Raw genomic sequence first — 25,039 nt, forward strand, 5'->3', positions numbered from 1 at the left:
CCGGATCAGCGAGCGAGGAAGCGCGCCTCCACGGTGGCCGAGATGACGATCTCGTCAGGCTCGTACTCCATCGACGCACCGCCTGCGTCGGATTCCTGCATCATGGCGCCGCGCACCTTCGCCATGCCGGAGAACGGCTGGACGGGTGTCGGCGCGATCAGCCCGACATCGGCGATCTCCACAGGCACGACGGTGCCGAGTCCGAGCGCCGTCGCGTACGCCTGCGCGCGTGTGACAGCCACTCCGACTGCCGCCGCCGCGACCTCGCGCTCGATCCGCGAGCGCGTCTCGGTCGTGAGATGCCAGTCGACCCATCCGACCTCGACTCCGTCCCACGGCGAGACGTCCGATACCCAGAGCGAGAGCTCGGACGCCTCGGCGAAGGTCGCAGTCAGATCGATGCTGGCGTAGTGCACGGGGGCGAGACGCTTGCCTTCGTTGTTCCACGGACGTTCGGCGCGCACGGACAGTCGCTTGCTCGACCAGTCGACGACGACACCGGTGTCATGTCGTGCGACGATGCTCTCGCGCACAGGCTCGGTGAGACGCATGACGCGGTCGACGACTGCTGCTCGCTCGGCGCCTTCGGCGCGGACGCTGACGCGGATGGTGGCGCGCTCGGGCGCGATCCGCGCCTCATGCTCGCCCCGGACGGTGACGGTGACTTCGCTCATGTCGCGACTCTACGCCAGCGCACTGAGGAGCCCAGGAATGGCGCAGCCGCTGCGAACGTTGTAGTCTATGAGGCTCGGGGACTCCGGTTCCCGAGGTGAAAAATCAACAGTGTGACAGCGGCTCCTTCGAGAGAAGGACCACGGGGCTGATCGGTTTCGACAGCGCCTGTGAATCCACGAGAAGCGGGCCGAGGATGCAGAGTTATCTCGTAAACGCTCTCTGCAAAACAATAGTTGCCGAAACCAAGCGCAACGACTTCGCCCTCGCTGCATAAGCGAGCCCGATAGTCCGTCAGGCCGTATGTGATTCCGATACGGATCCTGGCGTCATCTAGGAATCTTGCTGCGTGATGGCGTCTGGACGTCACGTGGGACTCTTCCCAGGCTGGGCTCGTCGACTTAGGTGTCTGTGACAAAGGTCGGAGCCGAGTAGAACGTCTTCACAGACTGCGCCCGGAGAAGGCGTGGAGACTCAGCGTTGGACGGGGGTTCGATTCCCCCCAGCTCCACCACGTCGCTGTCACAAGCAAGAAGGCCCGCCTCCCTGGTGATCAACCAGGGAGGCGGGCCTTCTTTGCGCGACCGTGAGCGCGGCCGCTCTGGTCGCTACTCATGAGGGTTGGGGACACCCGAGGACGGCACACGGAACTCATCGCCCTCGTGCGACCACACCCTCCACCACTTGGCGAGGACCGCGTCGCGTTCTGCTGCGTCGGCGGTGTAGAAGTGGTGGGCTGCGGAGCTCGACCAGAATCGTGCCACCGGAACAGTGTCAGGCTGAGCGGAGTTCGCCGGGTACACGTAGTAGGCGACCCCTTCGTCCTTCCAGATGCTCGGCCACTTGGCGATCACCGCGGCGCGCTCTGCCGGGTCTGCGGTGTAGAAGTGCCCCGAATACTGAGTGCTCCAGAATCGGTACAGCGGAATGGTGCCTGCGACCTGGGTCGTGAACGCGGTGTATCGCTGCCCCTCATATGTCCACACACCGGGCCAGCGCGCGATGATCTGATCGCGCTCTGTCGGGTCAGTGGTGAAGAAGTGACCCTGGTAGACGGGACTCCAGAATCGGTAGACGGCGCGGGGTTCCGGCAACGGCGGCGCGGATGGCCGCCCCACAGCGGGAACAGCCGGGAGGGGGGTGTCCCGCCAGCTGCACTCAGTGAGGAGCGTCTGGATGGCGTTCTTCTCGGCGGGGTCGACGGACAGGTTCCACCGCCATTTCACCGCGACCCACTCGGAGACGTAAGTGCACCGCATGGCACCGTAGGAGGGCAGCCAGGACGCAGGATCCTTGTCGGCTTTCGCGGTGTTGACGGCCGCGGTGACCATCGTCAGCGTGCGGTAGTCGTCGACATCGTTGGAGTATCCCTGTCGCTGTGCGTCGGTCCATGCCCACGCTCCGGACACCCACGCTTCCTTGAGCGCGACGAGGTGATCCATTTCGACTGCGGCGGGGTCGATGTGTATGACGTTGTCGTAGTAGGAGAACCATTGACCCGCAGTGACGGTGCACACGCCGATGACGGTCGCGGGGATGTCGGTCTCCTCGAGGAGAACCTCCTGACGGGTGCGGCAGCCGTCCCCGTCGAGATCTGCGCCTTCGAAGAACTGGTCGCGGTTGTACTTGACGGTGGAAGGAGCCTCGACACGCAACTGATCCAGCAGCGTGGCCACGGGTACCCATTCCGCAGACGTCGGAGGCGCTGCCAGTGCCACCGCTGGTGTGAGCGCTGCGGTGACGATGGCGGTGACGAGAGCGGCCACGAGTACCCGATTGCGCATGCCACTCCTTGTGAATTCGGCTCCGCCGGTGGAGTCCCGCGCTCAGGATACACACAGAATATCGGTTGACTGACGAGCGGGCTCCGCGTCGCGTGTCTCCGCCGGGGGGCTCTCAGAGGCTGACGTCAGGCGTTGGCGAGCCCGTCGAGGGCTTCCCGTGCGGCGCGGAGATCGTCCTCCGCGTCTCGTACGCGCTGCGCGAGTGCTTCCTGCTCGGTCTCCGCCTTCTCGGCCTCACCTCGCGCACGTTTCGCATCGCGCCGCACCTTCGCCAGTTCTGCCTCGAGTTCCTGCTCGCGATGTGCGAGCTCGTCGACACGCACGGATGCATCCCTGAGTGCCCGGTCCGTTGTGGCCGCCTCGCGGACCACGCGATCGTGCGTCCTCTCCGCTTCTCTGACAGTCCGTTCCGCGTCCCGTCGCTCTCTGCGCGCCTTGACCTCATCGAGGGGCTTGGCGATGACCGCGGGGGCATCGGGAACGCCCCCGCCGACGATGCTGTCGGCGATGTCTGCGAACGTGCCGGCGGGTTCCAACTCCCGCACCAACCGAGCGGACGCGACGGCGGCGGCCGCGGTCGGATCGAAGAAGGCGGCGCTGATGGTCTGCTGCACCGCCTCTCTCGTCGACGCCGTGATGCGCTGTCCGCGCGCTTCGGCGAGTTCGGCGGCGTCCGCGGCGAGCCTGTGGGTGAGGGCGCGCCGGTCGCGTCCGAGCTGTGCGAGAGCGCGAGCGTCCAGATCCGCCTGCGCTTCGCGCAGTTCTTCGGCGAGTAGCRACGCCTCTCCGAGTTGCGAGCTGCGTTCGTGCGCGAAGAGGTTCACCACCCAGGCCGCGACCGACGGCTTCTTCAAGGCCCGGATTCGGGCCGCGAGAGCGGGGTCGTCGGTGTCGGCGGCGCGGGCGTTTCGTGCGGTGATGAATTCGGTCGGCGAACCGGTGTAGAGCGTCACCGCGATGTCAGCGAGCTCCGAATCCATGCGAGTGACGATACACCGCTCATGATCGGCTCTTCGGGGCCGCGGCGCGTGCGCACCAATCGCCGTCCGATCAGTATTCTGGTTGGCATGGCAACGCTGTTCTATGGCGCGTCCGACGTTCCGATCCACATCGAGGATCGAGCACTCGCGCATCTGAAGATCGTCATCGCGACCAAGCTCCGCCGACAGGAGAGCTTCACGCTGTCGTGGCGCCACCCCGAGGGAGAGCCCGGCGGGCGGTCCACCATCTGGATCCACCCGTCGATCCCGCTGCGCTTCACCTTCGACGAGCCGGAGCAGCCGCAGCTGAACCCACGCTGGATCGACGATCTCATGCAGTCGGTGAACTCCACCGGCGGCATCCTCCTCGTGGACGAGGTGATCGACGCGCCGGTGCGATGAGCGCACCGAAACGGGCGGACTGGAGTGCCGTCAGCCGGCCCATTCGATCAGGATCAGACCCTGGCGGGTATCCGCGAACTTGACCCATCCGTCGCCGAACAGATAGGTCATGCCGTATCCGTCTTCGTCGGTGCCCATCGCGAACTGCGGGTTCTCGGTGATGTAGATGCCGTCGGGGCCGTCTTCCCGGGTCCAGCCTTCTGTCAGCAGGGAGGACTGCGCGGAGGCGGCATCCTCTGCGCTGATCGTCGACCATCCGTAGAGCTGGCCATGGTCGGAGGCGACGCTGTAGTCGGCCCAGAAGCAGAGGAGACCATCGGCGAGCGTCACGCCGCCGACCACGAATTCCTTCTCCTCGAACGTCCACCCCTGATCGGTGAGCACCTTCACCGTGCCGGCCGACACGATCGTGTCGCAGGTRGGCTCCGCCGCGGATGTGGGGCTCGGAGACGCCACGGGCTCGGCTGTGGCTGAGGGGGAGGGTTTCGGCGCGTCCGGAGTGGGCGAGGCGGATCCCTCCGGCGTCCCGGCACAGGAGGTGAGCGCGACAGCGAGCAGCAGAGCGCCCAGTGCGGCGGAGGTGAAGCGGTTCATCGCGCGAGCCTTCATCGGGGGGTCAGTCGTGCAGGAGGTCGAGGAAGGCCTCGTGGAGGATGCCGTTGGTGGCGAGTGTCGAGAGATCCGAGATCGTCTCCGCACCGTCGAAGCCGGTCATCCGACCGCCGGCTTCCCGCACGATCGGCACGGCGGCGGCGACGTCGTACTCCTTGACGCCGAACTCTGCGACCATGTCGATCCGCCCCTCGGCGAGGAGCATGTATGCGTAGATGTCACCGTACGCACGATCGCGCCAAACGCGATCGGCGAGCGTCAGCAACTGGTCGATGTGCCCGGACTCAGCCCACTGGGCGATGCTCTGGAAGCTGACGCTGGCGTCGTCGAGAGACGACACGGCGGACGCTCGGATGCGGCGCGGCTCGGCGTCCGTGGCGGTCCACGCTCCTGAACCTGCAGCGGCCCACCAGCGGCGTCCGATGGCAGGCATGCTGACGACGCCGACCTGCGGGATTCCGTCGACCGCGAGGGCGATCATGGTGCCCCACAGCGGCACTCCGCGGAGGAAGTTGGCGGTGCCGTCGATCGGGTCGATGATCCACTGCCGGTGGGTGCTGCCCTCGGCGCCGAACTCCTCGCCGAAGATGCCGTCGTCCGGCCGCGCGGTCGCCAGGAGCGAGCGGATCGCCCGCTCGGTCGCGAGGTCGGCGTCTGTGACATGCGAGTTGTCGGCCTTGGTCGAGACCTCGAGGTCGGGACTGTCGAACCGGGGGAGGGATTGCGCGTCGGCGGCATCGGCGAGTCGGAGGGCGAGTGCGAGGTCGCGAGAGAAGTCGTCGACGCGGGGGGAGGCGGTCACGAATCCAGGATAACCGCCAGAACAGGGGAGTCTGAGAGGGCTTGACATGGGGCGACACGCGCGGCGGACGCCGACGACCCGGCTCGATTTCGTCCGGCGGCGATCCGCTGGTAATGTAATTCCTCGGCCGGGGAATTCCCGGGCCACGCACCTCTAGCTCAATCGGCAGAGCAACTGACTCTTAATCAGTGGGTTCTCGGTTCAAGTCCGAGGGGGTGCACGGATCAGCCTCGATGACTCTCGCCAGTCATCGGGGCTTTTCTGCACCCACGGAGATGCCGGAAATCATGCACTCGGTGCGCTAGCGTGATGCAAACGCTAGGGGGATGGCCATGGGCAGACTGGTGAAGGCCTGCGCCGTCGTGGCGGTCGCGACATCTCTCGGTCTGGGACTGACGGGCTGTTCTGCCACCGAGAAGACGGTCGCCTACACGACCTCATCGGTCACACTCGCGCCCGGAGAAGCCCTCGTGGTCGACTTCGGTGAGATCAATCCGACAGTCGGCGATGCGTGGGTTATCACTCGCGAGCCAGACCCGGCCGTGCTCGGACCTGGCGATGAGCGATCCCGCTACCTCGGCCAGGACGGGGAGACCGGTGCTCCGAGCGAGGTCTCGTATCGGTTCGCGCCGGTCGGTGACGGCACGACGGTGATCCAGTTCGAATACGAGTTCCGCGGGGCGGTTCCCGAAGACGCAGACGATCAGCAGACCGCCGAGATCACGGTGACCGTGAAGTAGTGGTCGCTCAGTCGACCGCTATGACGTCTCCGTCGGTGAGGTGCTGAAGGGTCTCGAAGGTCAGCGGCATCACCGTATGCGGGTGCCCGGCTGCGGCCCAGATCTCTCCGTGCTCGCGAAGATCCTCGTCGATGTAGGTGCGCAGCCGCGTCGGATGCCCGACCGGGGCGACTCCGCCGATCGCCTGGCCCGTGGCCTCGCGCACGACGGATGCCGGTGCCATCGCGATAGTGGCCGCGCCGGTGCTGCGCGCCAGGACGTCGAGGTCGACCCGGTGACCGCCGCTCGTCATCACGAGAACCGGCGTCCCGTCGGCGACGAATACGAGACTGTTCGCGATCGCGGACACATCGCATCCGATCGCGGCGGCAGCCTCGGGGGCAGTCCGCGCGGAATCCGGCAGGATACGGATCTCTGCCGCGACACCGGCGTCGACGAGGTGCTGCTGCACGAGCCTGCTGCGCTCGGGGAGGTCGTTCATGACCCCACGGTATCGAACGCAGCAGGCTCGAGTCTCACGCGGCGTCGCCCAGCAGGATCGCTTCGGCGTCTTCGACGGCGGCGTCATCCGGCTCGTCGTCGATGTGCGCGAGGATCCTGCGTCCGAGGAAGATCGTCAGCGCGGCGACCAGCACTGCGGCGGCTGCGACGAGATAGGGGACCGTCGCGTCGAACGCGTGCCACAGGGCTGCCGCGAGCGGCGGAGCGATCGCTCCGCCGAGGAATCGCACCGAGGAGTACGCCGAGGAGGCCACCGATCGGGGCAGGTCCGTCGCCTCCATGACGGCCTCGGTGAGCACGGTGTTCATCACTCCGAGCAGCAGTCCGCCGACGACGATGCAGACGACGAGTGCCGTGGACGACTCCACCAGGAACCCGGCGACGATCAGATCGACGGCGAGAAGCGGGAGAACCGTGAGGATCACACGGGTGCGTGACATCCGGCGCATGAGCAGCGGTGCGACCCACACGCTCGTGACCGCGAGCGCGATGCCCCACCCGAAGAAGGTGAAGCCGATCCCCATCGCTCCGAAGCCGAGGGGGAACGGCGAGAACGCGAGCAGGATGAAGAACCCGATGTTGTAGAAGAACGCCGCCGTGGCGAGCACGGCGAGGGCGGGGCGGCCGAGGGCCTTGAAAGGCGCCGAGAACGGCACCGGTGTGCGCTTCTCAGCGGGGCCGCGCAGAAGGACGAGGACCGCGAGGAACGCGATCGCCATCAGCACCACGACGCCGAAGAACGGTGCGCGCCAGCTCTGCTCGCCGAGGAGGCCGCCCAAGAGCGGGCCGATCGCGATGCCGAGGCCGAGAGCCGCCTCATACAGGACGATGGCCGCGGAGCTGCCTCCGGTCGCCGATCCGACGATCGTCGCCAGTGCGGTGGAGATGAATAGGGCGTTGCCGAGACCCCACCCTGCGCGGAAGCCGATGATCGCGTCGACACTGCCGCTGAGCGCGCAGAAGAGAGCGAACACGACGATCAGCGCCAGTCCGATCAGCAGTGTCTTCTTCGCGCCGATGCGGCTCGAGATCCAGCTGGTGACGAGCATGGCCAGTCCGGTCACCGCGAGGTAGCTCGTGAACAGCAGTTCGGTCTGGAACGGGCTCGCCTGGAGCGATTCAGCGATCGCCGGGAGGATCGGGTCGACCAGTCCGATGCCCATGAAGGCGACGACGCACGCGAATGCGACGGCCCACACCTGGGCTGGCTGCTTCCACACGGAGGTGGCGGGGGTGTTCACTCTGTAGCTCCTGTCGACTCTGTGGTGGTGTGCGCTGCAAGGATCTCGGCAGCGCGGGTCAGGACGCCCCACTCGTCGGCATCGAGGTCGGCGAAGCGCGGAGCGAGAGTGTCGCGGAACTCGTCGCGCCATGCCTGCAGCGCTCGGGAGCCTGGGTCGGTGATGGCGACGGCGATCGCGCGCGAGTCCTCGGCGTCGGGGGAGCGGAGCACAAGTCCCTCGCGCTCCAGATTCCCTATCAGCCGGGTCATCCCGGGTTGGGTCGTGCGCGCCGCGGCCGCGAGCTCTCCGACCCTCTTCGGCCCCGCCTGCTCGAGCAGGCTCAGCACCCGCCACTGTGCGGCAGGTGCGTCGTTGCCGGCGTCCTGCGCGGCGATGCGGCCGAGCGCGTACCCCGAGAGCACGAGTGAGGGAATGACATCCTGACGATTCATACCACCGAGTATATACCCGTTGGTATGTACTGAGGTCAGGTCAGGTCGGGTCAGGTCAGATCAGGTCAGCGCCGTGCCCCTGCGATCCGCGCGGAGAGCTGGTGCGCGTGGGCGAGGAGCGTCCTGCCGAGGTCGCCGATCCGATCGGGTCCGAAGCGGAACCCGACGCCGGTCAGGCTGAGGGCCCATTCAGGCCTCCCCGACCGATCGAAGACCGCTGCACCGATGCCCCAGCTGCCCTCGACGATGAGCCCGGGGTTCACCGCGTAACCCCGCTCCTTCGTCTCCGCGAGGCGTGTACGCAGGGGGCGAGCGCCGTGTGACCGGCCCCACGCCGTCTCCAGGTCGGGATGCCGTTCGAGATAGGCGTCCACATCGTGGTCAGGCAGGAAGGCCAGGATGGCGAGGCCGGCGCTTGCCACGCCGAGAGGGAACCGGACGCCCTCGCTCAGCACGAACGACCGGATCGGGAAGGACCCTTCCTCGCGGAGCAGGCATACAGTCTCGTCTGCCCTGCGCACGGAGAGGAAGGCGCTCTCCTCCGTCTTGACCGCGAGTGATCGAACGATGTCCCGAGCGAGGGCGGTCACGTCGTAGCGCGCGGCCGCGACCGATCCCATGAGGAACAGCTCCGGGCCCGGCATCCAGCGAGCGGTGGATTCATCACGGTCGACCAGGCCTTCCGCGCGCAGCGCGGACAGGAGCCGATGGGCGGTGGAGCGAGACAGCTCAGCGGCTCGTGCGAGGTCTTGCAGCGACGCACCGTCATGCCCGCTGGAGGTGACCAGTCGGAGGAGCTTCGCGGCGCGGGCGATCGCTTGCGTTCCCGGAACGACGACAGCGGATTCCATAATGTGGACGCTAGGCCCTGATGCGTCCACATCGCAAGAGCCGCCTATCTTCCGGGGCCGGAGAGGCGGATGCTGAACAGGTACGTCTTTCGAAGGAGAATGCGTGATCGACAAGCAGTGGGCGAATGCCGCGGAGGCGGTCGCAGACATCGGAGACGGTGCTTCCCTCGCCGTCGGAGGTTTCGGACTCTCCGGCAACCCGATCGCACTGATCGAGGCGCTGCTCGCTCAGGGCACGGCAGGACTCAGTGTCGTCAGCAACAACTGCGGAGTCGACGACTGGGGTCTCGGCATCCTGCTCGCTGCCGGACGCATCCGCAAGATGACGTCCTCGTACGTCGGCGAGAACAAGGAGTTCGAGCGGCAGTTCCTCTCGGGCGAGCTCGAACTCGAGCTGACGCCGCAGGGAACGCTGGCCGAGAAGCTTCGTGCGGGAGGATCGGGGATCGCGGCGTTCTTCACGCAGACTGGTGTCGGCACGCAGGTTGCCGAGGGTGGGCTTCCTCGGCGCTACAACCCCGACGGCAGCGTTGCGGTGGGGTCCCCGCCCAAGGACGTGCGCTCCTTCGACACGCCGGCAGGCCCACGTGACCATGTGCTCGAGGAGGCCATCACCACCGACTTCGCACTGGTGCACGCGCTGGCGGGGGACAGGCACGGCAATCTGATCTTCAACAAGGCGGCCCGCAACTTCAATCCGCTCGCGGCGATGGCCGGACGAGTCTGCATCGCGCAGGTCGAGCAGCTCGTGGAACCGGGCGAGCTGGACCCGGACCGCATCCATCTGCCCGGTGTCTTCGTGCATCGCGTCGTCGAGGTCGGCACTGACATCCCGAAGCGCATCGAGCGACGCACCGTCGCTGCGGAAGGAGTCTGACATGGCACTCACGCGCGATGAGATGGCAGCACGCGCTGCCGCCGAGCTGCGGGACGGGTCGTACGTCAACCTCGGGATCGGGCTGCCGACGCTCGTGCCCAACCACGTGCCGGACGGCGTGACCGTCGTGCTGCAGTCCGAGAACGGCATCCTCGGGGTCGGGCCGTACCCGTCCGAGGATGCGGTGGACCCTGATCTGATCAATGCGGGCAAGGAGACGGTCACGGTGCTCGCCGGTGCGGCGTTCTTCGATTCGGCGACGAGCTTCGGCATGATCCGAGGCGGAAAGATCGACGCCGCGATCCTCGGCGCCATGCAGGTGTCCGCGACGGGAGACCTCGCGAACTGGATGATCCCTGGAAAGATGGTGAAGGGCCCGGGTGGCGCGATGGACCTCGTGCATGGCGCCGCGCGCGTCATCGTCCTGATGGAGCATGTCGCGAGAGACGGATCGGCGAAGATCGTGCACGACTGCTCGCTTCCCCTCACCGGACGCGGCGTGGTCGACAGGATCATCACCGACCTGGCGGTCATCGACGTCACACCCGATGGTCTCGCGCTGGTCGAGCTCGCACCGGGCGTGACAGCGGAACAGGTCGTCGACTCGACCGAGCCGCCGCTCGCCATTCCCGCAGAGATGCTCGACCGATGAACCCAGAGAACGGAGGGGCTGAGATGAGCGCCCACGACCACCCGAAAGACCAGGACGTCGTCATCGTCGCCGCCGCGCGCACCCCGCAGGGGCGGCTCAAAGGCCAGCTGGCGAGCTTCACCGCCCCGCAGCTYGGTGCGTTCGCGATCAGAGGCGCGCTCGAACAGGGATCCATCGATCCCTCTGACGTCGACGCGGTGATCGTGGGTCAGGTCCTGGCGGCCGGGTCCGGCCAGAACGCCGCTCGACAGGCGGCGATCGGCGCCGGCATCGGCTGGGACGTTCCGGCTCACTCCGTGAACAAGGTCTGCCTGTCCGGTCTCACCGCGATCATCGACGCGTCTCGGATGATCCGCACGGGCGACGCGAAGGTCGTCGTCGCGGCCGGGATGGAATCGATGACCAGAGCTCCGCACCTGCTCATGGGTTCGCGCGACGGATGGACGTACGGCAGCGTCGAGGTGCTCGACCATATGGCTTTCGACGGCCTCACAGACGCCTACGACAAAGAGAGCATGGGCGCGTCGACGGAACGCCACAACGCCCGCTACGACCTGACCAGGGACGCGCAGGACCAGGTCGCCGCACTGTCGCATCAGCGCGCCGCGGCGGCGCAGGCGGCCGCGATGTTCGACGACGAGATCGTGCCGGTGGCGGTGCCACAGCGTCGCGGAGAGCCGGTGCTCGTCACCGCCGACGAGGGGATCAGACCCGACACCACCGTCGAGTCGCTCGCAGGTCTTCGGGCGGCGTTCGCCGACGGCGGCTCGATCACGGCGGGCAACTCGTCTCAGATCTCCGACGGGGCCTCGGCGGTCGTCGTCACCACTCGCGGCACCGCGGAGGCCAAGGGATGGCCGGTGCTCGTCACCGTCGGAGCGAGTGGTCAGACTGCGGGCCCGGACAACTCCTTGCAGGCCCAGCCCGCCCGCGCGATCGAGCGGGCCTGCGAGAAGCAGGGGATCGCACCGGCGGATCTGGATGTCGTCGAGATCAACGAGGCGTTCGGAGCCGTGGTCGCACGATCGCAGGTCGAGCTCGGTCTGAGCAGCGACGTCGTCAACATCCACGGCGGCGGCATCGCGATCGGCCATCCGATCGGAGCATCCGGCACGCGGCTCGTCGTCCACGTCGCTCATGAGCTCGCGCGCCGCGGTTCGGGCACCGCTGCCGTCGGGCTGTGCGGCGGCGGTGGTCAGGGTGAGGCGCTGATCCTCACACGCTGAGAAGTCAGCGCTTGAGGGGATTGATGCCCTTCGACTCCTTCTTGGCCTGCTTCTCGTGCTCCCGCTGCTGCTTCGCGTAGACGGGCGAGTCCGGCGAGACGGGGCGTCCCTGCTTCGCCCGCCGGGTGTCGACGACCGCGCCGATCGCGAGGGCCAGGCTGATGCCCCAGCTCACCCACGCGAGCGCAGATCGCCACGTGAGCTGCGTGTCGCGGGAGCCGCGGAGCAGGGTGGTTCCCGTCATGATCGCGCCGAGGAGTCCGGTTCCCGAGAGGTAGTTCATGCCTTCACGCTACCTTCCGACCGCCTCACGGCGCTCAGCCTTGACAATCCGGCGCGAATTCTGTCAGGACGAAGACTCGTCGACCGAGGGCATCCAGAGACGGTTCTGACCCGCGCGGTACAATGGGGGAGTCGCGGCTCGGCCGCGGCCGCAATCCGTGTATCTACCGGCCGTCGGCTTTCCGGCGGACAGCGGCGGCACCCGACCCCGCGTCTGCGGACGCGCGAGAGCCCATGACACACGCAACACCCACGCCTCAGCACCACGCCCCCACGCCCACGCCGGAGACACCAGGACTGCTCCGCATCGCGGGCCTGCCGTACTTCATCATCGCGTTCATCGCCCGACTGCCGTTCGCGATGATGGTCGTCGGAGTCCTCACCGTCGTCGTCTCGGCGCGCGGCTCGCTCTCGCTCGGCGGACTCACCTCCGCAGCGGTCGGCTTGGGCACGGCGTGCTTCGGGCCTCTGCTGGGCGCCGCGGCTGATCGCTTCGGCCAGCGCACGGTGCTGCTCATCCTGGCGATCGCCAACGGAGCGATGCTGGTCATCTTCACCCTCGTCGTCTACACCGGCGGAGCGGATGCCCTGGTGCTGATCGCCGCCTTCGGCATCGGTGCGACAGCCCCGCAGGTCGCCCCCATGTCTCGATCGAGGCTCGTCACGATGATCGCCGACCGGATGCCGGAGGCGCTCCGCACCCGCACCGTCTCGGGCACCATGGCGTACGAGTCCGCCGCCGATGAGACCGTGTTCGTGTTCGGCCCCTTCATCGTCGGCATCCTCGCGTCGGCGCTCGCTCCTTGGGCACCGCTGATCGGAGCGGCCGTGCTCACGGTGGTGTTCGTCGGCGCATTCGCCCTGCATCCGAGTGCGCGCGCCGTGTCCGTGCACCGAGATGAAGACGGCAGGGCCCCGTCCAAGGTGTCGGAGCTCTTCAGCCCGCATCTGCTGATCGTCGTCGTCGGAATCCTCGGTGTGGGGATGTTCTTCGGCACGATGCTCACGGCGCTCACGTCTTTCATGGCCGATCGAGGCGCCCCCGAGCAGGCGGGACTCCTCTACGGCGTCATGGGCGTCRGCTCGGCGATCCTCGCCCTCGGTGTCGCCTGGCTTCCGGTGCGGTTCTCGCTGCGGGCGCGCTGGCTGCTGTTCTCGGGCATCCTGCTCGGAGGCAGCCTGCTGCTGCTGCTCGTCGACTCGCCAGCGATGATGATGGTCGCGCTCGCGATCATGGGAATCGGAATCGGACCGACGCTGGTGACCCAGTACAGCTTCGGCGCCGCGCGCAGCCCGCTCGGACGCTCGGCCACGGTGATGACGATGCTCGGTTCGGGCATCGTCGTCGGTCAGTCCCTCGGCGCGGCGGTGGCAGGGGAGCTCGCCGAGAACGTGGGCACAGGAAGCGCCCTCGTCCTGCCGGTCATCGCCGCCGGCGTAGCGTTCACGGCCGCCCTTGTCAATTGGCCCCTCAGTGCCACTCGACCTCGCGTAGCCTCGGTCTGAGCTTCTGTAGCCTGAGGAGCACCCCCACTGCATCGTCAGGAGCATCCACACATGTCAGTCGCAGATTTCGTCGTCGTCGCCAACCGACTTCCCGTCGACCGGGTCGTGGGTCCTGACGGAGACGAGGAGTGGCGGACCTCCCCGGGCGGTCTGGTCGCCGCCCTCGAGCCGATGATGCGCAGCGCGCGGGGGGCCTGGGTCGGGTGGCCGGGACAGGCCGACCTCGAGCTGGACCGATTCGAGATCAACGGCATCGACCTGATTCCCGTGCCGCTCAGTGCCGAGGAGGTCGCCGACTACTACGAGGGCTTCGCCAACGACACGATCTGGCCGCTGTACCACGACGTGATCGCGCCGCCGCAGTATCACCGCGAGTGGTGGGAGGCGTACGTCAAGGTCAACCGCCGGTTCGCAGAGGCCGCCGCCGATGTCGTCGCGCCCGACGGCACGGTCTGGGTGCACGACTACCAGCTGCAGCTGGTGCCGCAGATGATCCGGGAGCTGAGACCCGACGTCACGATCGGCTATTTCCATCACATCCCGTTCCCGGCGCACGGTCTCTACGCCCAGCTGCCCTGGCGTGATCAGGTGCTGAAGGGTCTGCTCGGCGCCGACGTCATCGGATTCCAGCGCGCGCAGGACGCCACGTACTTCCTGACGGCGGTGCGCCGTCGCCTGCGCTATGAGGTCAAGGGATCAGCAGTGGCGATCCCGACGGACGACGGACGCACCCGCACCGCGGTCGCCCGGGCGTTCCCGATCTCCATCGACACGGCTCCGTATCTCGAGCTCGCTGCCCGCCCCGAGGTGCGGGCACGGGCGGCCGAGATCAGAGCGAGCCTCGGCAATCCCAAGAAGATCCTTCTCGGCGTCGACCGGCTCGATTACACCAAGGGCATCAGACACCGCATCAAGGCGTATGGCGAGCTGCTCGAAGACGGCCAGCTGAGCGTCGACGACGTCACCTTCGTGCAGGTCGCGAGTCCGAGTCGTGAGCGCGTCGATGCCTACGTGCACCTGCGGGACGAGATCGAGCTCGCGGTCGGGCGCATCAACGGCGACCACGACACGATGGGTCACACGGCGATCCGGTATCTGCACCAGGGCTATCCGCGCGAGGAGATGGTCGCGCTGTACCTCGCCGCCGACGTCATGCTCGTGACCGCCCTGCGCGACGGCATGAACCTCGTGGCGAAGGAGTACGTGGCGACCCGAGCCGACAACCGCGGTGTGCTCGTGCTCAGCGAGTTCACGGGAGCCGCCGATGAGCTGCGACAGGCGGTGCGGGTCAACCCGCACGACATCGCCGGGTTGAAGGACGCGATCATGACAGCGGTCTCCATGACGCCGGCCGAGCAGGGCAAGCGGATGCGGTCGTTGCGGCGCCGTGTGCTGGAGAACGATGTGAACGCCTGGTCGTCGTCGTTCCTCCGCGCGCTCGCGGAGGTCCGCCGACGCTGATCCGCCGGGTCATACTGGGAGGACACCGMCTCGATTGGAGACCCTGTGACCCGTAGCTGGACCCCCGGAGAAGCAGACCCGGCGCTGAGCGCCATCGCCGCGACGCCCAGGCTGGTCGTCGCACTGGACTTCGACGGCACGGCGTCTCCGCTCATCTCCGACCCGATGGCGGCCAGGGCGCTGCCCGAGGTCGCGACGCAGGTCACGCGGCTCGCCGCTCTGCCGGACACGGTGGTCGCCTACGTGTCGGGGCGCAGCATGCACGACCTGAGAGTCATCACCGAGCACACGGATGATTCGCTGATCGCTCTGGCCGGTTCGCACGGTGCCCAGTACTGGTACCCGGGTGTCGGTGATGCCGCGACCGACGGTGCCGAGTCCGCCGAGGGCTCCCGTGAGGAGCTGTGGGAGGCGGCACGACCGATCATCGATCGCTACGAGGGTGCCGAGCTCGAACCGAAGACCTTCGGGATGGGCGTGCACACGCGCACTGCCACTCCCGAGGTCGAGAAGGCCGTGTTCGCCGAGATCGACGCGCTGGTGACGGAGCGCTTCCCCCACTGGCGGCGACGCGCAGGACACCGAGTCCTGGAGTTCTCCTCTCGGAACGAGGGGAAGGACGCCGCGATGGCCGCCCTTCGCGAGCATTTCGATGCGACCGCGATCCTCTTCGCCGGTGACGACGTCACGGACGAGGACGCGATGCGGGTGCTCACCGGCGATGATCTGGGCGTGCGTGTGGGCCCGGGGGAGAGCGCCGCCGAGCTTCGTGTGGAGAACCCACAACAGATCGCGCTGCTTCTGGAGGCGCTCGCGGACGAGCGCACCTCTCGGCGGGAATAGACTTCCGTCATGTCCTCGCATGATCCCTCCACCAGCGCGCCCATCGACATCAAGCCCCGCAGCCGCGTCGTCACAGACGGCATCGAGGCGACGACCTCCCGAGGCATGCTCCGTGCCGTCGGCATGGGCGACGCCGACTGGGACAAGCCCCAGATCGGCATCGCGTCCAGCTGGAACGAGATCACGCCCTGCAACCTGAGCCTCGACCGTCTCGCGCAGGGGGCGAAAGAGGGCGTGCATTCGGGTGGTGGCTACCCGCTGCAGTTCGGCACGATCTCGGTGTCCGACGGCATCTCGATGGGCCACGAGGGCATGCACTTCTCCCTGGTGTCGCGCGAGGTCATCGCCGACTCGGTCGAGACCGTGATGATGGCCGAGCGGCTCGACGGCTCGGTGCTGCTCGCCGGATGCGACAAGTCGATCCCCGGCATGCTCATGGCCAGCGCCCGACTCGACCTCTCCAGCGTCTTCCTCTACGCCGGCTCGATCGCCCCCGGATGGGTCAAGCTCTCCGACGGCACCGAGAAGGACGTCACGATCATCGACTCGTTCGAGGCCGTCGGCGCGTGCCGCGCCGGTCTCATGAGCGAAGAGGACCTCAAGCGCATCGAATGCGCGATCGCCCCGGGTGAAGGTGCCTGTGGAGGCATGTACACGGCCAACACCATGGCGTCGGTGGCCGAGGCCCTCGGCCTGAGCCTTCCCGGTTCGGCGGCCCCGCCCGCCGCGGATCGCCGCCGCGACTACTTCGCGCACCGCTCCGGCGAGGCCGTCGTGAACCTGCTCCGTCAGGGCATCACGACCCGCGACATCCTCACCAAGGAGGCGTTCGAGAATGCCATCGCGCTCGCGATGGCCCTCGGCGGTTCGACGAACGTCGTGCTGCACCTGCTCGCCATCGCGCGAGAGGCCGATGTCGAGCTGAGCCTGCACGACTTCAACCGCATCGGCGACAAGGTGCCGCACGTGGCGGACATGAAGCCGTTCGGCAAGTACGTCATGAACGACGTCGACCGCCACGGCGGCATCCCCGTGATCATGAAGGCGATGCTCGACGAGGGGCTGCTGCACGGTGACGCGCTCACCGTGACGGGCAAGACGCTCGCCGAGAACCTCGCGGATCTCGACCCGCAGCCGATCGACGGCGAGGTCATCCACACGTTCGACAACCCGATCCACGCGACCGGCGGCCTGACGATCCTGCACGGCTCGCTCGCGCCCGAGGGCGCGGTCGTGAAGACGGCCGGCTTCGACGCCGCTGTGTTCGAGGGCCCCGCCCGCGTGTTCGAGCGCGAGCGTGCGGCCATGGACGCCGTGGCCAACGGCGAGATCGAGGCGGGCACCGTCATCGTGATCCGCTACGAGGGTCCGAAGGGCGGACCGGGTATGCGCGAGATGCTGGCCATCACCGCGGCCATCAAGGGCGCGGGGCTCGGAAAAGATGTACTACTCTTGACTGACGGACGATTCTCAGGCGGCACAACCGGCCTGTGCATCGGCCACATAGCACCCGAAGCGGTGGACGCAGGTCCCATCGCCTTCGTGCGCGATGGTGATCTGATACGGGTCGATATCGCAGCTCGCTCTCTCGACCTACTCGTCGACGAGGCGGAGCTCGCCTCCCGCCGCTCTGGCTGGGAGCCGCTACCCCCGCGCTATACCCGTGGCGTTCTTGCCAAGTACTCGCGTCTCGTGCGGTCAGCCGCCGAGGGCGCGACGACCGGCTGATCCGCGTCGAATCCGGCATCCAGCCTCCGACGTCGCCTACAGACCATCAGAAGGAGTGTCATGACTGCTGACACCGTCTCGGCTGTGCCGAGGCCGCCCGCACCCAAATCCGCCGCACCGGAGATCTCCGGAGCAGAGGCTGTCGTCCGCACGCTCGAGCTCCTCGGCGTCAGGGATGTCTTCGGCCTCCCCGGCGGCGCGATCCTCCCCGTCTACGACCCGCTCATGGATGCGGCCGACCTTCGGCACATCCTGGTGCGGCACGAGCAGGGAGCGGGCCACGCCGCCGAGGGCTACGCATCGTCGTCGGGCAAGGTCGGTGTCTGCATCGCGACCTCTGGCCCCGGTGCGACCAACCTCGTGACCGCGATCGCTGACGCCTACATGGACTCGGTGCCGCTTCTCGCGATCACCGGCCAGGTGTTCTCGACGCTCATGGGCACCGACGCGTTCCAGGAGGCCGACATCGTGGGAATCACGATGCCGGTGACGAAGCACTCGTTCCTCGTGAAGGACGCATCCGAGATCCCCGGCGCCATCGCGGCGGCATACGAGATCGCCTCGACGGGCCGCCCCGGTCCGGTGCTCGTCGACATCACCAAGGATGCACAGCAGGCCATGGCGCCGTTCGTCTGGCCGCCCAAGTACGACCTGCCGGGGTACCGCCCCGTGACGAAGGCCCATGGCAAGCAGATCCATGCGGCAGCCGCCCTTCTGGCTGAGGCCAAGAAGCCGGTGCTCTACGTCGGTGGCGGTGTGATCCGTGGTCGTGCGTCGGCCGAGCTGCTCGCCCTGGCCGAGACGACGAACGCGCCGGTCGTGACGACGCTCATGGCTCGCGGCGCGTTCCCCGACTCGCACCAGCAGCACCTGGGCATGCCGGGCATGCACGGCACCGTCCCTGCGGTGCTTGCGCTGCAGGAGGCCGACCTGATCGTGTCGCTCGGCGCGAGGTTCGACGACCGTGTGACCGGCAAGGCTGCGCTCTTCGCGCCGAACGCCAAGGTCGTGCACGTCGACATCGACCCGGCGGAGATCTCGAAGATCCGCACGGCCGATGTGCCGATCGTCGGAGACGTCCGCGACGTGCTGGTCGACCTCGAATCCGCGTTCCGCTCGGCCGTCAACACGACGACTCCCGACACGGAGGAGTGGTGGTCGTACCTCGACGGCCTGCGTACCGAGTTCCCCCTCGGATACGCGCCGACGACCGACGGGCTCCTCGCGCCGCAGTACGTGATCCAGCGGATCGGTGAGCTGACCGGCCCGGAGGGCATCTACGCCGCCGGAGTCGGACAGCACCAGATGTGGGCTGCGCAGTTCATCAAGTACGAGCGACCCAACGCCTGGCTGAACTCCGGGGGAGCGGGCACGATGGGCTACTCCGTCCCCGCTGCCATGGGCGCCAAGGTCGCCGAGCCCGACCGCGTGGTGTGGGCGATCGACGGTGACGGATGCTTCCAGATGACCAATCAGGAGCTCGCGACCTGCACGATCAACAACATCCCGATCAAGGTCGCGATCATCAACAACTCGTCGCTGGGCATGGTCCGCCAGTGGCAGACGCTGTTCTACGACGGCCGCCACTCGAACACCGACCTGAACACCGGTCACGGCACTGTGCGCATCCCTGACTTCGTGAAGCTCGCCGAGGCCTACGGCTGCCTCGCGATCCGTGTCGAGAAGGAGGAGGAGGTGGACGCGGCGATCAAGCTCGCTCTCGAGACCAACGACCGCCCCGTCGTCATCGACTTCGTCGTCAGCGCCGACTCCATGGTGTGGCCGATGGTTCCCCAGGGCGTGAGCAACAGCTACGTCCAGTACGCCCGCGAGCACGCGCCCGCTTTCGACGAGGAGGACTGACCATGTCGACTCACGTGCTGAGCCTCCTTGTGGAGAACACCCCCGGTCTGCTGACCCGCGTCGCAGGTCTGTTCGCGCGCCGCGGTTTCAACATCGACTCGCTCGCGGTGGGCGTGACCGAGGTGCCGGGCATCTCCCGCATCACCGTCGTCGTCGACCTCGAGGACCTGCCTCTCGAACAGGTGACCAAGCAGCTCAACAAGCTGATCAACGTCATCAAGATCGTGGAGCTCGACTTCCCGACCTCGGTGCAGCGCGAGCACATGCTCGTCAAGGTCCGCACCGACAACGCGAACCGGTCGAACGTCATCGAGGTCGCCAACCTGTTCCGCGCCTCGGTCGTGGACTATGCGTCCGACGCGCTGGTGATCGAGGTCACCGGTGATCGGGGCAAGGTCGACGCCATGCTCCGTGCCCTCGAGCCGTTCGGCATCAAGGAGATCGCGCAGTCGGGTCTCCTCGCCATCGGCCGCGGCGGCAAGAGCATCACCGAGCGCGTCCTGCGCGGCTGACCAGATTTCCTACACGTACACGAACACCAATCAAGGAGAAAACCAGTGAGCACCGAGATCTTCTACGACGCAGACGCCGATCTGTCGATCATCCAGGGCAAGAAGGTCGCCATCGTCGGCTACGGCTCGCAGGGTCACGCGCACGCGCAGAACCTTCGCGACTCCGGTGTCGAGGTCGCGATCGCGCTCAAGGAGGGCTCGAAGTCGGCGCCGAAGGCGGAGGAAGCCGGATTCGCGGTCAAGACCGTCGCTGAGGCGACTCAGTGGGCCGACCTCATCATGATCCTGGCGCCGGACCAGCACCAGCGCACGATCTACAGCGAGTCGATCGCCCCGAACCTCACCGAGGGCAAGACGCTCGCCTTCGCGCACGGCTTCAACATCCGCTTCGGCTACATCGACGCTCCCGAGGGCGTCGACGTCATCCTCGTCGCACCGAAGGCACCGGGCCACACCGTGCGTCGCGAGTTCGTCGCCGGTCGCGGCATCCCCGACATCATCGCCGTCGAGCGCGACGCGTCGGGCAACGCCTGGGCGACCGCGCTGTCGTACGCCAAGGCCATCGGCGGCACCCGCGCCGGCGTCATCAAGACGACCTTCACCGAAGAGACCGAGACCGACCTGTTCGGTGAGCAGGCCGTTCTGTGCGGTGGCGTCAGCCACCTCGTCCAGGCCGGCTTCGAGACGCTCACCGAGGCTGGCTACCAGCCGCAGATCGCCTATTTCGAGGTGCTGCACGAGCTGAAGCTCATCGTCGACCTGATGTGGGAGGGCGGCATCGCGAAGCAGCGCTGGTCGGTCTCCGACACCGCCGAGTACGGCGACTACGTGTCGGGCCCCCGCGTCGTGACCCCCGAGGTCAAGGAGTCGATGAAGGCGATCCTCGCCGACATCCAGAGCGGTGCGTTCGCGAAGCGCTTCATCGACGACCAGGACAACGGCGGCGAGGAGTTCCTCGCGCTGCGGGCCAAGGAGGAGACGCACCCCATCGAGGCCACCGGCAAGGAGCTGCGCTCGCTCTTCGCATGGAAGCAGCAGGACGAGGACTACGTCGACGGCAGCGCTGCGCGCTGACGCTGATTCGATCTTCGAAAGAACGGGCATCCCTCCGGGGGTGCCCGTTCTTCTGCGTCTGCACCGTTCACCTCGCTAGACATCGGATGTCTGTGCCAGGATGGAGGTATGCGACAGGAATGGTTTGATCACGTCCGCTTCGGCATGTTCGTGCACTTCGGCCTCTACAGCGGCGCCGCCCGGCATGAGTGGGTGCAGAACTACGAACGCCTGACCGACGAGGACTACCGCCCCTACTTCGAGCACTTCGATCCTGATCTGTTCGATGCTCGCGCCCTCGCGCGCACCGCGAAGGACACGGGGATGGGCTATGTCGTGCTGACCACCAAGCACCACGATGGATTCTGCCTGTGGGACTCTCAGCGCACCGACTTCACCTCCGTCGCGGCGACAGGGCGCGATCTGGTGCGCGAGTACGTCGACGCACTCCGCGCCGAGGGTCTCAAGGTGGGGCTCTACCACTCGGTGATCGACTGGCATCATCCCCACTTCACGATCGACTGGAACCACCCTCGTCGAGACGATGCCGACGCGCACGAACTGAACGTGGGCAGGGACATGGCGATCTACCGGGAGTACCTGCATGCTCAGGTGCGTGAACTGCTGACCGCCTACGGCGAGATCGACTACCTGTTCTTCGACTTCACCTACCCCGAGGCCAAGGACGGCTGGTCCGGCAAGGGGCCCGACGACTGGGATGCCCCCGGTCTGCTCGCACTGTGCCGCGAGCTCCAGCCGAACATGCTGGTGAACGACCGCCTCGGGATCCCCGCGGACTTCGTGACCCCCGAGCAGTATCAGCCCACCGCGCCGATCGTCCGAGACGGTGTCGCCCTGACGTGGGAGGCGTGCCAGACGCTCAACGGGTCGTGGGGGTATGACAGGGACAACACCGACCAGAAGTCGTCGACGATGCTGACGCAGATGCTGGTCGATTCGGTCTCGATGGGCGGCAACATGCTTCTCAACATCGGTCCGGACGGGCGCGGGGCCATCGCTCCGCGGGACGCCGCGACGCTCGGCGAGATCGGCGAATGGATGCGGCTGCACGGAGGTGCGGTGATCGGGGCGGGGCACGCCGAGTTCACGCCTCCTCGTGAAGGCGTGTACACCCGCAAGGGCGATCGTCTGTACCTGAGCCTGTTCTCCTGGCCGATGGGATTCGTCCACCTTCCGGATCTCGCCGGACGAGTGACATATGCGCGGCTGCTGCATGACGGGTCGTGGCTCAAGACGAGCGCATCCGACCCTGAGCAGCAGGCTGACCTGATGACCCCGGCAGGAGAGGCCGAGGGGACGCTCACCGTCCATCTGCCCGTCAGGCGCCCCGACGTGCTGCTGCCGGTGATCGAGCTGACGCTCTCGGCGTGAGGCGGGGAGTGGCGGCGGATCAGCCCGCCGCCACGTCCATGCCCTCGAGCGCGAGGCGGGCGGCGCCGTGCAGGATCGCATCCGCTCCCGTCGTCGCGGCCTCGATGCGCAGTCGCTGCGTCGCCAGGGGATGGCACGCCTCGTAGACGCGACTGCGGACTGCGGCGATGAACGGCTCGGAGGCGCTCATGCCCCCGGTCAGGAAGACCGCGTGCGGGTTGAAGAAGTTCACGACCCCCGACAGTGCCTGGCCGAGGTGCGTGCCCGCAGTCCGTACGAGCGAGGTCGCGAGCGGATCGGCATCTCTCGCCAGCGTCAGCACATCGGCGGTCGTGCGCACGGTGTCGTTGCCGCGCTCGCGCATCTGACGCACGAGGCTCGCGCCGCTGGCGACCGTCTCGAGGCATCCGGTGTTGCCGCACGAGCAGGGGATGTCACCGCTGCCGTCGATGCGGGTGTGCGTGATGTCGCCGGCAGCGCTCGTGGCGCCTCGGTGGATGTGCCCGTCGACGATCACCCCGCTGCCGATGGCAGTGCCCGCTTTCACCGTGATGCTGTGGTGCGTGTGGCCGAACTGCGCGCGGTGCTCGCCGAGCGCGGCGAGGTTCGCGTCGTTGTCGACCGTGACATGCGTTCCGAAGCGACCGGCCAGGTGCTCGCCGACCCGAAAGCCCGGCCAGCCGGGCATGCGAGAAGGCTGATCGACGGATCCGGTGAGCGTGTCCACAGGCCCGGGAAGGCTGACGCCGATCGCGTGGATCCGCGTGTCTGCGCCGAGGCGCTCGAAGACCTCGGCGATGCGCCCGAGGGTGGCCTCCGGGCCGTCGGTGAGATCGATCGCGATCGACTCGACGCCGAGCAGCGCGCCGCTCAGCGAGTGCCTTCCGATCCGAGCGTGCTGGCCGCCCAGGTCGGCGGACAGCACGATGCCGTCGCCGGCGATCTGCAGGACGCGTGGTCGTCTTCCCCCGCGTGAGGTGCCGTCGCCTGCCTCCTCCAGCACGCCCGCATCGAGGAGCGACTGCACCCTGAGCCCGACGGTCGACGCCGCGACGCCGAGCAGCGCGGCGATCTCGCTGCGGGAGTGCGCCTCCCCGCGCGCGACGAGATCGAGGATGCGTCGAGAGTGCTGATCCTCGACGGCGAGGGGCGAGGTGTCGGGCATGAGGCTCCTTCGTGATCGAAGCAAGGTCAGCGTAGCGGTCCAAGCCTGCGTTTCTGACTCGTTACGAATTATCAAGCTCCGATAAACATCGGATGTTCGGCTTGCAAGGGATTGTGAAGTGTGACAGCCTCACTTCATACGAAATCCTACTAGGTTGCTTCGATCCTCGAAATAACCTGATCCTTCCCGAGGAGGCATTCAATGAAGAAGTTGCGTGTGGGGGCAGCCATCGCTGTCGCCGGCGTCGCTGTGGCGATGACCGGCTGTGCGAGTGGAGACGCCGGCGGTTCGGCCGACGGTGACACGATCGTCGTCGACATGTGGGCCGGCAGCGAATCCGATGTGGACGCCTTGGAGGCGCAGGTCGCCTTCGCCCAGGAGCAGAACCCCGACATCAAGATCAAGCTGCAGACGTCGCCCTGGAGCGACTTCTTCACCAAGCTCACGACGAACATGGCGAGTGGCAACATGGCCTGTGTCACGGGCATGAGCGGAGCACAGCTCGGCGGTTACACCCAGGGCTTCCGAGAGCTGAGTGCGGATGACCTCGAGACGGCAGGCATCGACTGGTCGGAGTTCAACCCGAGCGCCGACGGCATCCTGAGCTTCGAGGGCAAGGTCTACGGCGTGCCCTTCGACGTCGCCACGATGCTCGTCTACTACAACCAGGACATGCTGACGTCAGCGGGCGCCGCCACCCCGGAGATCGGCTGGACGTTCGACGACTTCGACRAGATCGCGGCCGACGCCACCAAGGACGGCAAGTACGGGTTCGCCATGGGCATGGGCGGCTACCAGTGGATGTCGATGCCGATCGCCTACTCGGCGACGCAGCCCGCGTCGGAGGACGGCTCGCTTCACATCGACGAGAAGGCTTTCGTCGACGCGGCGTCCTGGTACGCCGGGCTCGTCGACGAGAAGAAGGTCGCCGCGCCCGTGGCGTCCGCCTCCGACACAGGCTGGGGTGAGAACCAGTACTCGGGCGGCAACGCGGCGATGGCCGTCGACGGCACCTGGAACGCGGTGACCTACTTGAACAACGAGTCCGGCTTCGCCGCCGGAATGGTTCCGCTGCCCGCGGGCGTCGACGGCAACCCGGGGCCGATCCTCGGCTCGGGCTACGGGATCTCCGCGAACTGCGAGAACCCCGAAGCCGCCCTTAAGGTGATGGGCTCGCTCCTCGGTGAGGATGCGCAGGACTACATCGCGTCGTCTGGTCGTTCGTACCCCGCTCGCATCTCGTCGCAGCCGCTGTACTTCGAGTCCATCGACGAGGAGTACCGCGGTCAGGTGCAGTCGGTGTTCGAGGCGGCCTTCGGCGACACCGTGCCGCTCTACATGACGCAGAACTGGCAGAAGCTCGACAGCTACATCCAGCCCAACCTCGTCAGCGTCTACAACGGCCAGATGACGATGGAAGAGCTGCTGTCGAACGCTCAGGCGCAGTTCGGCGAGTGAGT

Annotated in this window: 25 protein-coding genes, 1 tRNA gene and 1 other RNA gene; 16 read left to right on the forward strand and 11 right to left on the reverse strand. The window is 67.2% G+C overall.

Annotation, left to right across the window (positions count from 1 at the left end; genetic code table 11):
- Positions 1–5: 5 nt before the first annotated feature.
- Entirely contained in the window at positions 6–674 is a 669-nt protein-coding gene (locus tag AC04ME_RS12810; protein WP_042541760.1) for an SIMPL domain-containing protein, read from the reverse strand.
- A 142-nt stretch (positions 675–816) separates the two neighbouring features.
- Here AC04ME_RS12810 and ssrA point away from each other — a divergent pair.
- Positions 817–1,186, forward strand: a transfer-messenger RNA (tmRNA) gene (gene ssrA, locus AC04ME_RS12815).
- A gap of 94 nt (positions 1,187–1,280) precedes the next feature.
- Here the strand turns inward: ssrA and AC04ME_RS12820 are convergent.
- Positions 1,281–2,456 carry a GmrSD restriction endonuclease domain-containing protein gene (locus tag AC04ME_RS12820; RefSeq protein WP_052493002.1) on the reverse strand — a complete coding sequence of 392 codons (1,176 nt, stop codon included), beginning with the start codon at positions 2,454–2,456 and terminating at the stop codon, positions 1,281–1,283.
- A 125-nt stretch (positions 2,457–2,581) separates the two neighbouring features.
- Entirely contained in the window at positions 2,582–3,436 is an 855-nt protein-coding gene (locus AC04ME_RS12825) for a transposase (protein ID WP_475435315.1), read from the reverse strand.
- 87 nt (positions 3,437–3,523) lie between these two features.
- Here AC04ME_RS12825 and AC04ME_RS12830 point away from each other — a divergent pair, with 87 nt between their 5' ends.
- A complete protein-coding gene (locus AC04ME_RS12830; RefSeq protein ID WP_056376632.1) occupies positions 3,524–3,838 on the forward strand; it encodes a DUF7882 family protein in 315 nt (104 codons plus the stop codon).
- A gap of 30 nt (positions 3,839–3,868) precedes the next feature.
- Here the strand turns inward: AC04ME_RS12830 and AC04ME_RS12835 are convergent, their stop codons facing one another.
- Together AC04ME_RS12835 and AC04ME_RS12840 are read right to left on the reverse strand one after the other, a co-directional pair.
- Positions 3,869–4,432 (reverse strand): hypothetical protein, encoded by a 564-nt coding sequence (locus AC04ME_RS12835; protein ID WP_042542141.1) that lies wholly within the window; start codon positions 4,430–4,432, stop codon positions 3,869–3,871.
- A gap of 22 nt (positions 4,433–4,454) precedes the next feature.
- On the reverse strand, positions 4,455–5,252 hold the full coding sequence (locus AC04ME_RS12840; protein WP_042541757.1) for an inositol monophosphatase family protein: 798 nt from the start codon (positions 5,250–5,252) through the stop codon (positions 4,455–4,457).
- A 147-nt stretch (positions 5,253–5,399) separates the two neighbouring features.
- Between AC04ME_RS12840 and AC04ME_RS12845 the strand changes: the two genes are divergently transcribed.
- Together AC04ME_RS12845 and AC04ME_RS12850 are read left to right on the forward strand one after the other, a co-directional pair.
- Positions 5,400–5,472: transfer RNA gene (locus tag AC04ME_RS12845), tRNA-Lys, on the forward strand.
- Positions 5,473–5,578: 106 nt separating this feature from the next.
- Positions 5,579–5,992, forward strand: a complete 414-nt coding sequence (locus AC04ME_RS12850; RefSeq protein ID WP_156145952.1) for a hypothetical protein — start codon at positions 5,579–5,581, stop codon at positions 5,990–5,992.
- 7 nt (positions 5,993–5,999) lie between these two features.
- On the opposite strand, the gene AC04ME_RS12855 is transcribed toward AC04ME_RS12850, so the two are convergent.
- From AC04ME_RS12855 to AC04ME_RS12870, 4 genes are all read right to left on the reverse strand, one after another.
- On the reverse strand, positions 6,000–6,473 hold the full coding sequence (locus tag AC04ME_RS12855) for a YbaK/EbsC family protein (protein WP_042541755.1): 474 nt from the start codon (positions 6,471–6,473) through the stop codon (positions 6,000–6,002).
- Positions 6,474–6,507: 34 nt separating this feature from the next.
- Positions 6,508–7,734, reverse strand: coding sequence for an MFS transporter (locus tag AC04ME_RS12860; protein ID WP_042541754.1), 1,227 nt, complete (start codon positions 7,732–7,734; stop codon positions 6,508–6,510).
- A complete protein-coding gene (locus AC04ME_RS12865; protein WP_042541753.1) occupies positions 7,731–8,168 on the reverse strand; it encodes a MarR family winged helix-turn-helix transcriptional regulator in 438 nt (145 codons plus the stop codon). Before AC04ME_RS12865 ends, AC04ME_RS12860 begins: the two co-directional genes overlap by 4 nt.
- Positions 8,169–8,233: 65 nt before the next feature.
- The gene (locus AC04ME_RS12870; RefSeq protein ID WP_475435318.1) at positions 8,234–9,019 is read right to left on the reverse strand and encodes an IclR family transcriptional regulator; all 786 of its coding nucleotides are present in this window, start codon (positions 9,017–9,019) and stop codon (positions 8,234–8,236) included.
- 103 nt (positions 9,020–9,122) lie between these two features.
- Between AC04ME_RS12870 and AC04ME_RS12875 the strand changes: the two genes are divergently transcribed.
- The 3 genes from AC04ME_RS12875 to AC04ME_RS12885 are packed head-to-tail and all read left to right on the forward strand — an operon-like array spanning position 9,123 to position 11,774.
- Positions 9,123–9,896, forward strand: coding sequence for a CoA transferase subunit A (locus tag AC04ME_RS12875; RefSeq protein WP_311879248.1), 774 nt, complete (start codon positions 9,123–9,125; stop codon positions 9,894–9,896).
- 1 nt (position 9,897) lies between these two features.
- A complete protein-coding gene (locus AC04ME_RS12880; RefSeq protein ID WP_475435320.1) occupies positions 9,898–10,548 on the forward strand; it encodes a 3-oxoacid CoA-transferase subunit B in 651 nt (216 codons plus the stop codon).
- Positions 10,549–10,571: 23 nt separating this feature from the next.
- Complete coding sequence (locus tag AC04ME_RS12885; protein WP_311879246.1) at positions 10,572–11,774, forward strand: acetyl-CoA C-acetyltransferase; 1,203 nt, start codon at positions 10,572–10,574, stop codon at positions 11,772–11,774.
- Between the two features lie 4 nt (positions 11,775–11,778).
- On the opposite strand, the gene AC04ME_RS12890 is transcribed toward AC04ME_RS12885, so the two are convergent.
- Positions 11,779–12,057 (reverse strand): hypothetical protein, encoded by a 279-nt coding sequence (locus AC04ME_RS12890; RefSeq protein ID WP_475435322.1) that lies wholly within the window; start codon positions 12,055–12,057, stop codon positions 11,779–11,781.
- 233 nt (positions 12,058–12,290) lie between these two features.
- Between AC04ME_RS12890 and AC04ME_RS12895 the strand changes: the two genes are divergently transcribed.
- The 8 genes from AC04ME_RS12895 to AC04ME_RS12930 all read left to right on the forward strand — a co-directional run bounded on the left by AC04ME_RS12895 (position 12,291) and on the right by AC04ME_RS12930 (position 22,414).
- Positions 12,291–13,562 (forward strand): MFS transporter, encoded by a 1,272-nt coding sequence (locus AC04ME_RS12895; RefSeq protein ID WP_475435324.1) that lies wholly within the window; start codon positions 12,291–12,293, stop codon positions 13,560–13,562.
- Between the two features lie 51 nt (positions 13,563–13,613).
- Positions 13,614–15,023, forward strand: coding sequence for an alpha,alpha-trehalose-phosphate synthase (UDP-forming) (locus AC04ME_RS12900; RefSeq protein ID WP_042541747.1), 1,410 nt, complete (start codon positions 13,614–13,616; stop codon positions 15,021–15,023).
- 45 nt (positions 15,024–15,068) lie between these two features.
- Positions 15,069–15,866 carry a trehalose-phosphatase gene (gene otsB / locus AC04ME_RS12905; protein WP_475435325.1) on the forward strand — a complete coding sequence of 266 codons (798 nt, stop codon included), beginning with the start codon at positions 15,069–15,071 and terminating at the stop codon, positions 15,864–15,866.
- A 9-nt stretch (positions 15,867–15,875) separates the two neighbouring features.
- On the forward strand, positions 15,876–17,594 hold the full coding sequence (gene ilvD / locus AC04ME_RS12910) for a dihydroxy-acid dehydratase (RefSeq protein ID WP_042541745.1): 1,719 nt from the start codon (positions 15,876–15,878) through the stop codon (positions 17,592–17,594).
- A 60-nt stretch (positions 17,595–17,654) separates the two neighbouring features.
- Entirely contained in the window at positions 17,655–19,457 is a 1,803-nt protein-coding gene (locus AC04ME_RS12915; protein WP_042541744.1) for an acetolactate synthase large subunit, read from the forward strand.
- 2 nt (positions 19,458–19,459) lie between these two features.
- Positions 19,460–19,969: an acetolactate synthase small subunit gene (gene ilvN, locus AC04ME_RS12920; RefSeq protein ID WP_042541743.1), complete on the forward strand. Its 510-nt coding sequence runs from the start codon at positions 19,460–19,462 to the stop codon at positions 19,967–19,969.
- 45 nt (positions 19,970–20,014) lie between these two features.
- Complete coding sequence (gene ilvC, locus AC04ME_RS12925; RefSeq protein ID WP_042541742.1) at positions 20,015–21,043, forward strand: ketol-acid reductoisomerase; 1,029 nt, start codon at positions 20,015–20,017, stop codon at positions 21,041–21,043.
- 108 nt (positions 21,044–21,151) lie between these two features.
- A complete protein-coding gene (locus tag AC04ME_RS12930) occupies positions 21,152–22,414 on the forward strand; it encodes an alpha-L-fucosidase (protein ID WP_475435327.1) in 1,263 nt (420 codons plus the stop codon).
- A gap of 19 nt (positions 22,415–22,433) precedes the next feature.
- Here the strand turns inward: AC04ME_RS12930 and AC04ME_RS12935 are convergent, their stop codons facing one another.
- A complete protein-coding gene (locus tag AC04ME_RS12935) occupies positions 22,434–23,579 on the reverse strand; it encodes an ROK family transcriptional regulator (RefSeq protein ID WP_042541740.1) in 1,146 nt (381 codons plus the stop codon).
- A gap of 201 nt (positions 23,580–23,780) precedes the next feature.
- Here AC04ME_RS12935 and AC04ME_RS12940 point away from each other — a divergent pair, with 201 nt between their 5' ends.
- The gene (locus tag AC04ME_RS12940) at positions 23,781–25,037 is read left to right on the forward strand and encodes an ABC transporter substrate-binding protein (RefSeq protein ID WP_475435329.1); all 1,257 of its coding nucleotides are present in this window, start codon (positions 23,781–23,783) and stop codon (positions 25,035–25,037) included.
- Positions 25,038–25,039 lie beyond the last annotated feature (2 nt).

The sequence above is a fragment of the Microbacterium sp. LjRoot205 genome (assembly GCF_056175745.1).

Excerpts from the sequence above, each read along its gene's own strand:
- AC04ME_RS12900 (WP_042541747.1), top strand. The coding sequence starts at position 13,614 with ATGTCAGTCGCAGATTTCGTCGTCGTCGCCAACCGACTTCCCGTCGAC.
- AC04ME_RS12820 (WP_052493002.1), bottom strand. The coding sequence starts at position 2,456 with ATGCGCAATCGGGTACTCGTGGCCGCTCTCGTCACCGCCATCGTCACC.
- AC04ME_RS12855 (WP_042541755.1), bottom strand. The coding sequence starts at position 6,473 with ATGAACGACCTCCCCGAGCGCAGCAGGCTCGTGCAGCAGCACCTCGTC.
- AC04ME_RS12890 (WP_475435322.1), bottom strand. The coding sequence starts at position 12,057 with ATGAACTACCTCTCGGGAACCGGACTCCTCGGCGCGATCATGACGGGA.
- ilvN (WP_042541743.1), top strand. The coding sequence starts at position 19,460 with ATGTCGACTCACGTGCTGAGCCTCCTTGTGGAGAACACCCCCGGTCTG.
- AC04ME_RS12915 (WP_042541744.1), top strand. The coding sequence starts at position 17,655 with ATGACTGCTGACACCGTCTCGGCTGTGCCGAGGCCGCCCGCACCCAAA.
- AC04ME_RS12810 (WP_042541760.1), bottom strand. The coding sequence starts at position 674 with ATGAGCGAAGTCACCGTCACCGTCCGGGGCGAGCATGAGGCGCGGATC.
- AC04ME_RS12850 (WP_156145952.1), top strand. The coding sequence starts at position 5,579 with ATGGCCATGGGCAGACTGGTGAAGGCCTGCGCCGTCGTGGCGGTCGCG.
- AC04ME_RS12830 (WP_056376632.1), top strand. The coding sequence starts at position 3,524 with ATGGCAACGCTGTTCTATGGCGCGTCCGACGTTCCGATCCACATCGAG.
- AC04ME_RS12870 (WP_475435318.1), bottom strand. The coding sequence starts at position 9,019 with ATGGAATCCGCTGTCGTCGTTCCGGGAACGCAAGCGATCGCCCGCGCC.
- AC04ME_RS12935 (WP_042541740.1), bottom strand. The coding sequence starts at position 23,579 with ATGCCCGACACCTCGCCCCTCGCCGTCGAGGATCAGCACTCTCGACGC.
- AC04ME_RS12865 (WP_042541753.1), bottom strand. The coding sequence starts at position 8,168 with ATGAATCGTCAGGATGTCATTCCCTCACTCGTGCTCTCGGGGTACGCG.
- ilvD (WP_042541745.1), top strand. The coding sequence starts at position 15,876 with ATGTCCTCGCATGATCCCTCCACCAGCGCGCCCATCGACATCAAGCCC.
- AC04ME_RS12880 (WP_475435320.1), top strand. The coding sequence starts at position 9,898 with ATGGCACTCACGCGCGATGAGATGGCAGCACGCGCTGCCGCCGAGCTG.
- AC04ME_RS12930 (WP_475435327.1), top strand. The coding sequence starts at position 21,152 with ATGCGACAGGAATGGTTTGATCACGTCCGCTTCGGCATGTTCGTGCAC.